Here is a 12018-nt window from a genome sequence, read left to right as displayed (position 1 = left end):
GACTTCAGCGCGCTGCAAACCTGGCCGCGAGACCGGACAGAACGCGCCTGGGATGGAAGGACTCCAGAGTGAACGGCGGCATGTCCATCGCGTCCAGCGTGTTCTTCACCAACAGCCCGAGCTCGGTGTCGCCCTCCATGGCCAGACGCCGACAGAAGAACAGGGTATCCGGATCTTCCTGACGGCGCGCCAGCAGCAGGAAGTCATAGGCGCTGGCGCTGATGGTGAGGTCGGCATCCACCCACTGCGCAGCAGGCTGCCTGGCGACAAAGCGGCCCTTGCACCATTCGAAGTCAAAGACCCAATGGGTGTCGGTCACGCGCAGACGCAGCTTCCTGCCTGCCAGCAGGGGTGCTACATCACCGCCAAGATGCCTGGCCAGCGCCAGATTCAGAGCTGCAACAAACAGCAGCGAACCAGGGTACACCGGCAGGCGCGCGAGCACCTCGCCCAATGGCCTGGGTATGAGATAGGTGGGAGAGGTCATGGTGGTCCTTGTGAATCAATCCAGCGCAACGGATGCAGCAGGCGCTGCGGCTTCCATCCGATCGAGTCCGGGCTTGCCATACCAGTAGCCGTTGCAGGCCTCGCCCGGCAGGTACGCAGCAATGGCCTGCTTCGCCTGGGCCGCCGATTGCCGCCCCCGTAGCACCGCGTCAAAGGCCTGCAGGATGTCTGGCGTATGCCGTGCTTGCGGGCTGACGCGTACCACGTCAACGCCCAGAGCGCGCATGTCCTCCAACTCATCCAGCAGCAGTTGCACGCGGGCCGACTGCGTCTGTACGCCATTGAGTATCAGGAAGCTCGCGTCCTCACGCGTGCGCATCAGGAGGCCGTCGGGATAATCCATGCAGCTGAAGCGGCAGTCATCCTTTGGCACGTTGTGGTGGCGCGCGGTAAAGCAGCGCGCCGAAAAGGCCAGCGGCATGCGACCATAGACAAACACTTCCGTCTGCAGATCGGCCGGACGCCCCCGCAACATGAGGGCAAGGTCTTCACGCCCCATCTCCAGTGGAACCACCCAGCGCTGGGCGCCCAGAGTGGCCAGCCATTGCAGTGTGGGCAGGTTGTAGATGTTGAGGTGGGGACCGGCCACAAAAGGCGATTGGGGCGTCAGGCAATGCACGGCGCCCATGTCATTGGCCTCCACTTGGTAGTCGGTGTTGCGCGCGATCTTGTGCAGCACCGTGACGTCGGCACCAGACTCGATCAGCACCTGCGTGGACAGTACGACCTGCTTGCCGACAGACCGCAGGCGCGCGGCAATCTCCAGCCAGTCATTCAGACGCAGCTCATGGCGGCGCGAACACACGGCTTCGCCCAGGTAGACGATGTCCACCGGCGCGCTTTCAACCATGTCATAGAAGGCCAGTGTGGTTGCACGCGGCCAGTAGTAGAGCAAGGGACCAAGGGCGAGCTTCATGCCTGCGTTCCTCAAACAAGGGATAGGGCTATTTCCAGGGCCGGTGATAAGCGCCCAGGGTGTGCTGCTGGCCTTCGGCCACCTTGTCCAGAGCGCTCATCCAGACTGGCTTGGCACAGTACCGGTGCGGGTTGTCGCGGCAGCTGTCTATGGCCTCGCGCCACACCTTGGTGACCTGCGCCACATACGCTGGACTGCGCTGGCGCCCTTCTATCTTGATGGCGCGCACACCCATGGCCAACAGCTGCGGCAACAGCTCCAGGGTGTTGAGGCTGGTGGGCTCCTCGACGGCGTAGTAGTTCCTGTCCTCGCCCACGTCAAAGCGCCCCTTGCACAGCGTGGGGTAGCCGGCGTTCTCACCGGGTGCGTAGCGGTCTATCAGCACGCCGTTCAGGCGCGACTCGCGTCCCTGCGGCGTTTCCTGCCAACGCACCGCCTTGGGTGGCGAGCACACGCCATGGGTGTTGGGTGCCTCGCCGGTGACGTAGGAGGACAACGCACAGCGCCCTTCCACCATCACGCACAGGCTGCCAAAACCGAATACCTCGATCTCCACCGGCGTCTTCTGCAGCACCTGCTCGACCTGAGCCATGGACAGCACGCGCGGCAGCACGGCGCGGGAAATGCCGAAGTGCTGATGGTAGAAATTGATGGCCTCGTAGTTGGTGGCCGAGCCCTGCACCGACAAATGCAGCCGCAAGCCGGGGTGGTGCTTTTGCGCAAAGCCCATCAGTCCAGGATCGGCCAATATGACGGCGTCCACGCCATTGGCGGCTGCGCGGTCTATGGCACTGTGCCAGGTCTGTACGCTACCGGCCTGCGGATAGGTATTGAGTGCCACCAGCACCTTGGTGCCGTGCGCGTGGGCATAGGCAATGCCGGTTTGTATGGCCGCTTCATCAAAATTGAGACCGGCGAAATTGCGTGCGTTGGTTGCATCCCTGAAACCCAGGTAGACGCAATCTGCGCCGGCATCCACCGCTGCCTTGAGCGCGGGCAGGCTACCGGCCGGACACACCAGTTCCATGGTCCCGGCAGGTGCACCAGTCTTCGGGGTATGGCTGCTCATGGGGTGTGCACCAAGGCGTCAATGCGGAGAAAGTCCCCGTCCGCATGCACGCGGAATCGGACCTTGTCTCCTACCTTGAAGCCCTTCAGCGACACGCGTTCATCAACCTGGAAAGGCATGGTCATCGCCCCCATGCCCAGGCTTTTGATGGCCTCGTGCTTGAGGGTGATCTGGTGCAATTCCGGCCCATCAACGATTTGGGCGCGCACCCATTCGGCAGCGTTGCACGATATGGCGGAGCCAATCAGCGCCAGAGTCAGCAAAATCTTCATGGCCGCTCCTGCTGATGTATGGTTTTCTGCACCAACTGAATGAAGTCGGGATCGGGAACGCCCATCTTTTTGCTGCGGCCAACGATGCGACCCTGGCTATCGAGCAGCACCATCACAGTGGTGTGGTTGAATTCGCCGTCTGGCAGTTGCCGGTACTGAATGCCAAATGTTGCGGCGAGTTTTCGTGAGCCCATGCTGTCTGCGCGCGCCAAGGTCCACGGGCCACCGTCCACTTGCCGCGCTACCGCAACGGACTTCAATTTCTTGACATCGTCACGCTCCGGATCAAAGGTGATGAGCAACAGATCCAGCCGGGACTGTTCGGGTAATGAGAGGCCCTGCTGGGTCAGCACCATGCTGTCGATCAGCATGGGACAGACAAATTTGCACGAGGTGTAGAACATGCTGACCAGCACTGGCTTGCCCAGATGTTCTTTCAACAGGAATGAACGGCCATTCTGGTCACTCAGGGGAACGCCCAGCTGGTACACCGAGTCGGCTGGCAAGACGTGTTCCTGCACCGCGTTTGGAGCGACCGTCTGGGCTGTGGCCAGGTGCGCCAGCGATAGCCCGACCATCAGACAAAGACTTGGGACAAGACGGACTAAACAGGTATGCAAGATGGATGGCATGGTGTTCATTTCAAAGGGCTGCGGGCACACCGGAAACCCAGGTCATTGGTGGAATCGGAACCACCCAGTGAGGAGAGCAGAGCCACGCGCATCAGGATGGCGAAGTTCTCGCGGTCTTGCAGGCTGATGGCACCGGCGCCGCAATATTGCAGCTGATCGGGGTCACCCTGGTTGCGGCTGTCGGCGCTCACCAGCAGGGCGTTGAAGTCTTCCACCCATTCCCAGATCAGGCCGTGCATGTCCTGCACACCGTAATAGTTCGGTGTGCTGCCAACCTGCAGTTGACGGTGGCTGGCCGGTTGGGAGTACCAGCCCAGAATCCGGGCCCGCCAGGCCGGGTCCTTTCTGGCATCCGCGTGGCTTTCGTCGGCGGCGGCAACGTACTCCCACTCGTACCAGGTCGGCAGGCGGGCCTGCTCACTCTCGCAAAAGGCCTGGGCGGCAAACCAGCTGACATTGGTGATCGCCTGTTGCGGCAGCTGACCGGCAGCGGCGTCGTGCGAATGCAGGTAGTTGCCGTCGGCAAACACTGCAGGCACCTGGGCTCGGCTCCATTCCGGATGGGTTTCCAGGAAATGCTGGAACTGCGCCACCGTAACCGGCTGAGCACGCATGAAAAACGCGGCAACGGGAGTGGGCCCGTTATCGCTGCTGCCGCCCGATAGCACGCTGACAATCGATCCCGCCGGCACGTCCAGGTAGGGCACGTCCACCGGTTCGGCCAGGCCGTATTGCGTAGACATGCACACCAGGCTGACCACACAGGTCAGGTGCCGGGCCAGGGTCAGTGCCAACATGACGGACTCTGCTCGGTTGCTCAGTGTTCTGCCACGCTCTTGGCGGCTGCCTTGGCACGCTCGGCCTTGACGTCGCTGGTCTTGACCTGACCGCCCATGTTGTCAAAGGCATTGAGCACATAGGTCAGGATGTTGGCAACCTCGTCATCGTTGAGCTGGTTCATGGGAGGCATCACCGAGTCGTACTCCTTGCCATTGACCGTGACCTTGCCGCTCAGACCGCGCACCACAATGCCCACCGCGCGCTTGGGATCGCTATTGAGAAAGTCCGACTTGGCCAGCGGCGGGAACACGCCGGGCAGGCCGGCGCCATTGACCTGGTGGCAAACCGAGCAGGTGCCGTTGAACAGCGACTTGCCGGCGGCAATCTGATCCTGCACCGTGAGTGTGCCGCTGGCGGCATTGGCGGTGGCCGTGGTGACCGAGGTCATGTTGGGCGCGGCGCGATCGCCGAGGTAGACAGAGTCCACTTCCTTGCCGGAATAGATGCTCTTGTCTTCAGGGCCATCGACCTTCATGATGGCCAGTGCGCCCTTGTTGAAGGCACGAAAGATGGAGTGATCCACCATCACGTAACTGCCGGGCACCTTGGTCTTGTACTCCACCACGGCGGCACCGCCGGAGGGAATCAGCGTGGTCTGCACATTGGTCTGCACGTTGGAGCCCCCCTCAAAGCGTACTTTGTCGAAGATTGCGCCGATCACGTGAAAACTGGAGACCAGATTGGGTCCGCCATTGCCTACAAACAGACGAATTTTTTCATTGGTCTTGGCCTTGAGAGCCTTGTCGCCGGTGAGCGCACCTTCGGCACCGTTGAACAGCACGTAAGTGGGCTTTTCGTCAATGGCCTTTTCCATGTCAAATGGTTGGCTGCCTTTTTCGCGGTACTTGCCGGTGGTGTAGAAATCGCCCTGCATCACGTAGTACTCGTGGTCCACCGGAGTCAGGCCTTCGGGCGGCTCGACCAGTATCAGGCCGTACATGCCATTGGCCACGTGCATGCCCACGGGCGCGGTAGCGCAGTGATAGACGTACAGACCCTCGTTGAGCGCCTTGAATGTGAACTGCGACTCATGGCCGGGGGCGGTGAAGCTGGAGGCGGCACCGCCTCCTGGACCGGTTACGCCGTGCAGGTCAATGTTGTGCGGCATCTTGTTGCCGGGATGGTTCTTCAGGTGGAACTCCACCGTGTCACCTTGGCGCACGCGGATGAAGCTGCCAGGCACCGAGCCGCCGAAGGTCCAGAAAGTGTAGGAAACACCTTCCGAAATCTGCATCTCCTTCTCCACCACTTCCAGCTCCACGATCACCTTGGCAGGAACCTTGCGGTTCGTGGGTGGCGGAACATTGGGCGGGCTGGTCAGGACGGCGTGGATGGGAGCGCCTTGGGGCGGCCCGAAGTCACCGCTGGACTTGGCAACTGCACGTGTGGCCGCCGCAGCGCCAATGGCACCCAGCGCCGCCATTGCAAAGGCTGCACTGCACAAAATCGATTTCACCTGTCTGTTCATTTTGGACTCCTTGGTTTCGACAACGCCAAGTCCGCACAAACGTCTTCTGCTGTAGAAGCCCGCGGACTGCATATGCCTCGGGCCTGCTCACCGCAAGCTGTGTGCCACAAGATTTCTTCATGTAAATCAACAACTTGAGAAATAAGTTGTCATAAGTACCCTGCCCATTCAGGTTATTAGCACCCCATTAAAGGTACTATTAACCATGCTTGATTCCACACTTCTCAGAAATCTTTCCGTTTCCCACGCCGGCCCGGAGCGCATGCAGCGTCTGGTCAGCGCACTGCGAAAGCATTTCCACAGCGATGCCGTAGCAGTCCTTCGGCTGCACGAAGACGCGCTGATCCCGGAGGCGGTGGATGGCCTTGTTCACGAGGCGCTGGGGCGGCGCTTTCAGGTAGCGGCACATCCACGGTTGGCGGCCATTCTGGAAAGCAGCCAGCCAGTCCGCTTTCAGGCCGACTGCGCGCTGCCTGACCCGTATGACGGTTTGCTACAGGTGCATGCCGGTGAGCCGCTCCCGGTCCACGACTGCATGGGAATGAGCCTGACGGTGGACGGTGCGTTGTGGGGCGTGCTGACGGTGGACGCCTTGGGCGTTGACACGTTTGGCGAGCAGCGCGTTGCCGAATTGCGCAGCCACGCCTTGCTGATCGAGGTGGCCGTGCGCATGAACCGGCTGGAAGATGAAACTGCCAGCCTGCGTCAGGGGCGCAACGGAACCAGTTCGGCGCCACTGGTGGATACGCCGGTGGACGAGGAAATCGTGGGGCAAAGCCCGGGCATGTTGAGCCTGCTGCATGAAATTGACGTGGTGGCCAACTCCGATCTGCCCGTTCTGCTACTGGGTGAAACCGGTGTGGGCAAGGAGCTGTTTGCCAGACGCATCCACCGGCACTCTTCTCGTTCCAAGCCGCTGGTGCAGGTGAACTGCGCGGCCTTGCCCGAAACCCTGGCTGAGAGCGAGCTGTTCGGCCATGTGCGCGGCGCCTTCTCCGGCGCCAGCACCGACCGTGCCGGCCGTTTCGAAGTGGCCGACGGCGGCACCATCTTTCTCGATGAAATCGGCGAACTGCCGCTCATCATCCAGGCCAAGCTCCTGCGCACCCTGCAAAACGGTGAGATCCAGCGACTGGGCGAAGACCGGCCGCGCCGTGTCAATGTGCGGGTCATCGTCGCCACCAACCGCGACCTGAAACTGGGCGTCAAAGACGGCATGTTCCGGGCCGACCTGTACCACCGGCTCTCGGTCTATCCGGTCCACATACCGCCGCTGCGCGAGCGCGGCAACGACGCGCTGCTGCTGGCGGGCCGCTTCCTGGAACTCAACCGGGTGCGCCTGGGCATACGCAGTCTGCGCCTGTCATCCGCCGCTGAGACGGAGATCCTGCGCTACCAATGGCCTGGCAATGTCCGTGAGCTGGAGCATGTGATCAGCCGCGCTGCCATCAAGGCGCTCAGCCGGGGCGCGCGCGCATCGGATATCGTGACCCTGGCACCCGATCTTCTGGATCTGGATACCAGCCTGCCCAAGTCGCCGACACCGCAATCGGATCCCTTGCCCGCGGTGGACACAATTCCGGTAAGCCTGAATGAAGCCGTGGCTCAACGCCAGCGCGAAATGATCCAGCAGGCGCTGGCATTGACCGGGTCCAACTGGGCACTCGCAGCACGCCGCCTGGGTCTGGACGCCAGCAATCTGCACAAACTGGCGCGGCGACTCGGGCTCAAATAGCTCCGCAGGCAACGCTGTCCACGCGTTGCCGCGATGCCTGGGTCACCGGCTTGGTGCCTCAGATCAGCTTGGAAAACTTGGCGGTCGATTGGGCAAGATGCTTGTCAAACACCATGCCCACGGCGCGCACGAACATGCGCCCCTTGGGTGTGATTGAAATGCCATGCGCATCCACCACGATCAGGCCTGCATCTTCGTAGAGCGCCAGCTGCTTCAGTTCCTCGGCAAAGTAGCTCGTGAAGTCGATGCCATGCGCCTGGTTGATGGCAGCAAAACTGACGGGGCCGCTGCACATCAACTCCATGATGACCTGGCGACGCAGCACGTCATCCGCCGTAAGCGCAAAGCCCTTCTCCACCGGCAGTCGGCCGACGTCCAGGTGCTCGTAATAGGCCTTGAGGGTGCGCACCGACTGGCTGTAGGAATGCCCCACCTTGCCTATGGCCGACACGCCAAAACCTATGAGATCGCAGTCAGCCCGCGTGGTGTAACCCTGGAAGTTGCGATGCAGGCTCTTGTCCAGACGCGCCTTGTTCAGTTCATCCTCGGGCTTGGAGAAATGGTCCAGGCCGATGTAGATGTAGCCAGCGTCCAGCAGGCGGCGCACGGACATCAGAAAGATCTGCAGGCGCTCCTCGGCGCTTGGCAGTTCGGCCTCCACGATCAGGCGTTGGGCCTTGAAGCGACTGGGCAGATGGGCATAGTTGTAGAGCGCGATGCGCTCCGGGGTGAGCGCAATCACGCGGTCCAGCGTGCGATCAAAGCTCTGCAGCGACTGCTTGGGCAAACCATAGATCAGATCGGCATTGATGGACTCAAAGCCAGCGCTGCGACTGGCTGTGACGGCCTTCTCGACCATCTCGTACGGCTGGATGCGGTTCACCGCTTGCTGCACCGCCGGGTCGAAGTCCTGCACACCGAAGCTGGTGCGATTGAAGCCGAGTTCCGCCAGCAACGCCATGGTGTCCTCATTGACGGTGCGTGGATCGATCTCGATACCGAGCTCTGCATCCGGTAGGAAGTTGAAGTGACTGCGCAGCATGGCCATCAGTTCGCGCAGCTCCTGCGGCGTCAGGAAGGTGGGCGTGCCACCGCCAAAATGCAGCTGCGCCGTGCGCCGGTCCGGCCCTATGTGCGCAGCCACCAACGCCATTTCGGTGGCGAGGTAGCGCAGGTATTCGGTGGTGCGGCCACGGTCCTTGGTGATGATCTTGTTGCAGGCACAGAAGTAGCACAGCGACTCGCAAAATGGCAGGTGCACATAGATCGACAGGGGCGGATTGACGCGGCTGGCACCGTCACGCTGCGACAGGTAGTCGATGTAACTTGCCTCGGTGAAATCGGCTCCGAAACGGTCAGCCGTCGGATAGGAGGTGTAACGCGGCCCCAATTTGTCAAAGCGGCGGATCAACTCCTCGGAAAATTCGATGTCGGGCAGAGTGTTCATGAAATGAGGCGGTAGAGAAGTGGGGCGACGGTTTTCAACAACGTCACAGGAAGCGCGTTGCATTCCAGCATACGCGAGAACGTCAAAGTGCCTCGATTGCCGGATAGAAGACCGTGTTTTCCTTTTGCATTCTTGCATGCACTGTCTTCAGTACCGTGTTTGCATCTGCGCGAAAACCTTCCGGATCGGCCGAGACCCTGCTCGCCTGGTTCCATCGCTCGGCAAAACCCATGTAGGCCGAAGCGATGGCGCCCATTTCATCCTGAAACTTCTTGCCCATTTGCGCCAGCACGCCGTTGTTGCCGTTGCGCAGTGCCGGATAAAGCACCTGGTCTTCCACGGCCAGGTGCAGCTTGATAGTTGAGCTCATGGAAATGATGAGCCGGGCAATTTCTGCCGCGTTCTCGCGAACCCCGGCCTGACTGGCTTTGCGCAGCGCAGCGATGTTGCCGATGATGTCCTGGTGCTGGTGTTTGAATTTGTCGATGTTCATGGCGTTTCCTTCTCAAGTAGACTGCCTTTTAAAGATTCATAATACATGAATCTATTTGAACATCTGGCACCGGTAAACGCAAGAAAACTGCGCAATCTCCGTTTTGGGTGAATGGGTAAATTTGCGGCTTGCAGCCTGTAGGGAAATGCGTCAGTCCAGACTACGCGCGACCCAAAGTGCTGCGCCACGTGGATTCTGGAAATCTTCCAGTGCCCTCGCAGGCAGTGCGGGATGTCGTCGGTTCCACATGGCAGACAGGGCATGGCCCGGGCTGATTTCCAGAACGCAGCGGACGCCGGTTTCGGCCAATGCATCCATGCAGGACGCCCAGTCCACCGTGTTGCTGATTTGCGCACCCAATGCACCGCGCAAATCATCCACGCGTCGGCACACCCTGGCGTGTGCGTTCACCACGATGGGAAAGCCCGGTGGCTGCAGGGCTACGCTGTCCAGTCGCCGTGAAAAGCCCTGTGATGCAGCTGCCATCAAAGGGGTATGCGAAGCAACGGAAATATCCAGGCGCTTGCAGCTCGCCCCGGCAGCATCCAGCGTGTCTTGGGCCCTATCCAGATGCGCTGTCAACGCGCCAAATATGGCATGGTCCCAGTCGATCGCAATGGCGCAGTGCAAGTCCGGGTGGTTGTGCAGAACCTTCTCCATGGCAATGCCTGAGACAGACATCAACCCTGAAGGTTTTCCAGCTGCTGCCAGATCCATGAGGTCGGCGCGCAACACGGATAGTTGTACGGCATCTGAAGTCGTCAGCACACCCGCGCAGGCGTAGGCGGCCATCTCGCCCACGCTGTAGCCGGCCACGGCCGCAGGCAAGGCGGGCAGATGGGGCTTGAGCATGTCCCACGATGCCAGCGACGTGGCTGTGATCAGGGGTTGCGCAATATGGTTTGCATTGCGCAAGGATGCATTGACCACCACAGAGCGCCAGGGCACCTGCAGCAGCTGCTCCAGCAAATGCAATGCCTCTGACCCGGACGCATCCGTGGGAAGCCACGGCAGCATGTCCGCATGCTGGTTGCCTTGCCCACCGAAAAGCAAGGCGTAGCTCACCCGTGAACCTGTTCTCTGCCCGTGGCAACAGGGACACTGCGCTCCTGTTCCGAGGTCTGCATGGCATCGACCCAACACGCACAGGCGATGAGGTCAGCGGCACCGCCAGGCGACAGCCGTCGTGCGACAAGCTCTTCATGGATGCGCCGGGCCTGCGCCAACCAGTCTGCCTGTGCCACGCTGCCGCGCGCAAGGAACTGCGTGGCGCGTGTCTTCACCAACTGCATTCCCTCCAACCCACCGCGATGGACCACATTGGTGTCGTCGAGATGCGCCATCGTGCAAAACAGGCTATGCACTTTTGCCGATCGCATCGGGTGGCCCTGTGCGACGGCCGTCTGCAACGCAGGAAGTGTGACTTCAAACAGTGTGGGAAATCCCTCGGCGGCCTCGTCATTGGCGCTGCGCAGCGCAAAGCTCTGGGCTGCGCGCTGCCCATTCGACGTGGGCATCTTCTGCCTGGCCGCCAGCGCGCGCTGGCGCAATGCATCACCCCATTGCAGCAGCAAAGCCGTGCGCAAGTTGACGGCAGAAACCGGCATGGCCCGCGCCTGCAATTGCCCGGCGCCGGCACACAGAAGCCCGAGAGAAAAGATGGCGCCCCGGTGGGTGTTCACGCCACCGGTCGCACGCAGCATGCGCGCTTCCGCGTCCAGCCCCAAGCTCTGCAGCGTTTCAAACGGCGCGCCCTGCTGGCCGGCAATGGCAATCGCGCCAAAGTAGTGGCGCAACGCAAACAGGCTTTTGAAGAACGTGTGGGCCGACATGTCGGCGTGGCTTCCGTTGTCTCTGAAGGACACCAGGCCGGGCTTGGGCTCCAGCGCCACTTCCGCATACAGCGCACGCACTGCACAGCGCGCAGTCTTGTACGCCAGTGGCCGTAGACCCCGAGTGGTGCTGGCGACCTTCATACCATGCAACCTGGATCCAGCGCGGCCAGCATGTCCGCATCCATCAATTGCACACCGCTGCGGCTCTTGACCAGTACACGGTCCACGGCACCGCGCATCCATTGCCCGTATTCGCGCCATGCCATGGCACTGCCATCGGGGAACACCAACTCGCCATCCAGGCGCAGTGGCAGGTGCAGGTCCGCCAGAGCCTGGGTAAGTGTTGCTGCGGCTGCATGGTCCGGCACCGGCACACTGATGTCCAGATCCGAAGTCGGTCGCACATAGTCCAGCCCTGTCAGGAATTGCCAGCCAAAGGAACCGTAGACCGCAGCGGTCCGATGCAAGTCCTCCAGCAAGTCGATCAGCGGTTGCCACCCGGACTGCACGCATTGCATTGCGACCTGCGCCACGGTTGGGAACACGCCGGCACGCAGCAGTGCATGGCATGGCACTTCAAGCGCCAGCTTGCGCCGATTCCATGGGTTCGGTGCGGGCAGCCCCAGGCTCACCGTGGCGGCAGTGTTTTGCACGCGCTGCGTACAGACCACCAGCGGCAATTGCCCGGTGTGCCAGTGCCGCAGAATGGACTGCGCCTGCGCATCCCAGTTGCCGGCGAGCACCTGCTGCCAGCCGTCGTCTGTCAGCCACACCAACTGGTTGCGTTGCAGTGTCTGCATGGTT

The 12018-nt window shown here is 61.3% G+C and carries 13 protein-coding genes; 1 reads left to right on the top strand and 12 read right to left on the bottom strand.

Going from position 1 to position 12018, the window contains the following annotated elements; all coding sequences use genetic code 11:
* Positions 1-4: 4 nt before the first annotated feature.
* From AAGF34_RS13515 to nirK, 7 genes are read right to left on the bottom strand one after another with little or no spacing between them, the layout of a single operon-like run.
* The gene (locus AAGF34_RS13515) at positions 5-487 is read right to left on the bottom strand and encodes an SCP2 sterol-binding domain-containing protein (protein ID WP_342616249.1); all 483 of its coding nucleotides are present in this window, start codon (positions 485-487) and stop codon (positions 5-7) included.
* Between the two features lie 15 nt (positions 488-502).
* Complete coding sequence (locus AAGF34_RS13510; RefSeq protein WP_342616248.1) at positions 503-1423, bottom strand: U32 family peptidase; 921 nt, start codon at positions 1421-1423, stop codon at positions 503-505.
* A 28-nt stretch (positions 1424-1451) separates the two neighbouring features.
* Positions 1452-2492 (bottom strand): peptidase U32 family protein, encoded by a 1041-nt coding sequence (locus AAGF34_RS13505; protein ID WP_342616247.1) that lies wholly within the window; start codon positions 2490-2492, stop codon positions 1452-1454.
* Entirely contained in the window at positions 2489-2764 is a 276-nt protein-coding gene (locus AAGF34_RS13500; protein WP_342616246.1) for a copper-binding protein, read from the bottom strand. Before AAGF34_RS13500 ends, AAGF34_RS13505 begins: the two co-directional genes overlap by 4 nt.
* Positions 2761-3342 carry an SCO family protein gene (locus AAGF34_RS13495; protein WP_342616245.1) on the bottom strand — a complete coding sequence of 194 codons (582 nt, stop codon included), beginning with the start codon at positions 3340-3342 and terminating at the stop codon, positions 2761-2763. The genes AAGF34_RS13500 and AAGF34_RS13495 overlap by 4 nt, the downstream gene beginning before the upstream one ends.
* A gap of 59 nt (positions 3343-3401) precedes the next feature.
* Positions 3402-4193: a formylglycine-generating enzyme family protein gene (locus AAGF34_RS13490; RefSeq protein WP_342616243.1), complete on the bottom strand. Its 792-nt coding sequence runs from the start codon at positions 4191-4193 to the stop codon at positions 3402-3404.
* A 20-nt stretch (positions 4194-4213) separates the two neighbouring features.
* Complete coding sequence (gene nirK / locus AAGF34_RS13485; RefSeq protein ID WP_342616242.1) at positions 4214-5704, bottom strand: copper-containing nitrite reductase; 1491 nt, start codon at positions 5702-5704, stop codon at positions 4214-4216.
* Between the two features lie 205 nt (positions 5705-5909).
* Between nirK and norR the strand changes: the two genes are divergently transcribed.
* Entirely contained in the window at positions 5910-7439 is a 1530-nt protein-coding gene (norR, locus tag AAGF34_RS13480) for a nitric oxide reductase transcriptional regulator NorR (protein ID WP_342616241.1), read from the top strand.
* A gap of 58 nt (positions 7440-7497) precedes the next feature.
* Here norR and hemN read toward each other — a convergent pair whose 3' ends face one another.
* The 5 genes from hemN to mdcG all read right to left on the bottom strand — a co-directional run bounded on the left by hemN (position 7498) and on the right by mdcG (position 12014).
* Positions 7498-8886 carry an oxygen-independent coproporphyrinogen III oxidase gene (gene hemN, locus AAGF34_RS13475; protein ID WP_342616240.1) on the bottom strand — a complete coding sequence of 463 codons (1389 nt, stop codon included), beginning with the start codon at positions 8884-8886 and terminating at the stop codon, positions 7498-7500.
* An 82-nt stretch (positions 8887-8968) separates the two neighbouring features.
* Positions 8969-9379, bottom strand: coding sequence for a hemerythrin domain-containing protein (locus AAGF34_RS13470; RefSeq protein ID WP_342616239.1), 411 nt, complete (start codon positions 9377-9379; stop codon positions 8969-8971).
* Positions 9380-9529: 150 nt separating this feature from the next.
* Complete coding sequence (locus AAGF34_RS13465; RefSeq protein WP_342616238.1) at positions 9530-10444, bottom strand: acyltransferase domain-containing protein; 915 nt, start codon at positions 10442-10444, stop codon at positions 9530-9532.
* Complete coding sequence (mdcB, locus tag AAGF34_RS13460; RefSeq protein WP_342616237.1) at positions 10441-11355, bottom strand: triphosphoribosyl-dephospho-CoA synthase MdcB; 915 nt, start codon at positions 11353-11355, stop codon at positions 10441-10443. Before mdcB ends, AAGF34_RS13465 begins: the two co-directional genes overlap by 4 nt.
* The gene (mdcG, locus tag AAGF34_RS13455; RefSeq protein WP_342616236.1) at positions 11352-12014 is read right to left on the bottom strand and encodes a malonate decarboxylase holo-[acyl-carrier-protein] synthase; all 663 of its coding nucleotides are present in this window, start codon (positions 12012-12014) and stop codon (positions 11352-11354) included. Before mdcG ends, mdcB begins: the two co-directional genes overlap by 4 nt.
* Between the last annotated feature and the right edge of the window lie 4 nt (positions 12015-12018).

The sequence above is a fragment of the Rhodoferax sp. GW822-FHT02A01 genome, from assembly GCF_038784515.1.
GTDB lineage: Bacteria > Pseudomonadota > Gammaproteobacteria > Burkholderiales > Burkholderiaceae_C > Allorhodoferax.
Note: the sequence above shows the minus strand (reverse complement) of the source record. Positions and strands in the feature narration are given on the sequence as shown.

Coding starts and splice junctions, on each gene's coding strand:
- AAGF34_RS13515 (WP_342616249.1), bottom strand. CDS start 487: ATGACCTCTCCCACCTATCTCATACCCAGGCCATTGGGCGAGGTGCTC.
- AAGF34_RS13510 (WP_342616248.1), bottom strand. CDS start 1,423: ATGAAGCTCGCCCTTGGTCCCTTGCTCTACTACTGGCCGCGTGCAACC.
- AAGF34_RS13505 (WP_342616247.1), bottom strand. CDS start 2,492: ATGAGCAGCCATACCCCGAAGACTGGTGCACCTGCCGGGACCATGGAA.
- AAGF34_RS13500 (WP_342616246.1), bottom strand. CDS start 2,764: ATGAAGATTTTGCTGACTCTGGCGCTGATTGGCTCCGCCATATCGTGC.
- AAGF34_RS13495 (WP_342616245.1), bottom strand. CDS start 3,342: ATGGTCGGGCTATCGCTGGCGCACCTGGCCACAGCCCAGACGGTCGCT.
- AAGF34_RS13490 (WP_342616243.1), bottom strand. CDS start 4,193: ATGTTGGCACTGACCCTGGCCCGGCACCTGACCTGTGTGGTCAGCCTG.
- nirK (WP_342616242.1), bottom strand. CDS start 5,704: ATGAACAGACAGGTGAAATCGATTTTGTGCAGTGCAGCCTTTGCAATG.
- norR (WP_342616241.1), top strand. CDS start 5,910: ATGCTTGATTCCACACTTCTCAGAAATCTTTCCGTTTCCCACGCCGGC.
- hemN (WP_342616240.1), bottom strand. CDS start 8,886: ATGAACACTCTGCCCGACATCGAATTTTCCGAGGAGTTGATCCGCCGC.
- AAGF34_RS13470 (WP_342616239.1), bottom strand. CDS start 9,379: ATGAACATCGACAAATTCAAACACCAGCACCAGGACATCATCGGCAAC.
- mdcB (WP_342616237.1), bottom strand. CDS start 11,355: ATGAAGGTCGCCAGCACCACTCGGGGTCTACGGCCACTGGCGTACAAG.
- mdcG (WP_342616236.1), bottom strand. CDS start 12,014: ATGCAGACACTGCAACGCAACCAGTTGGTGTGGCTGACAGACGACGGC.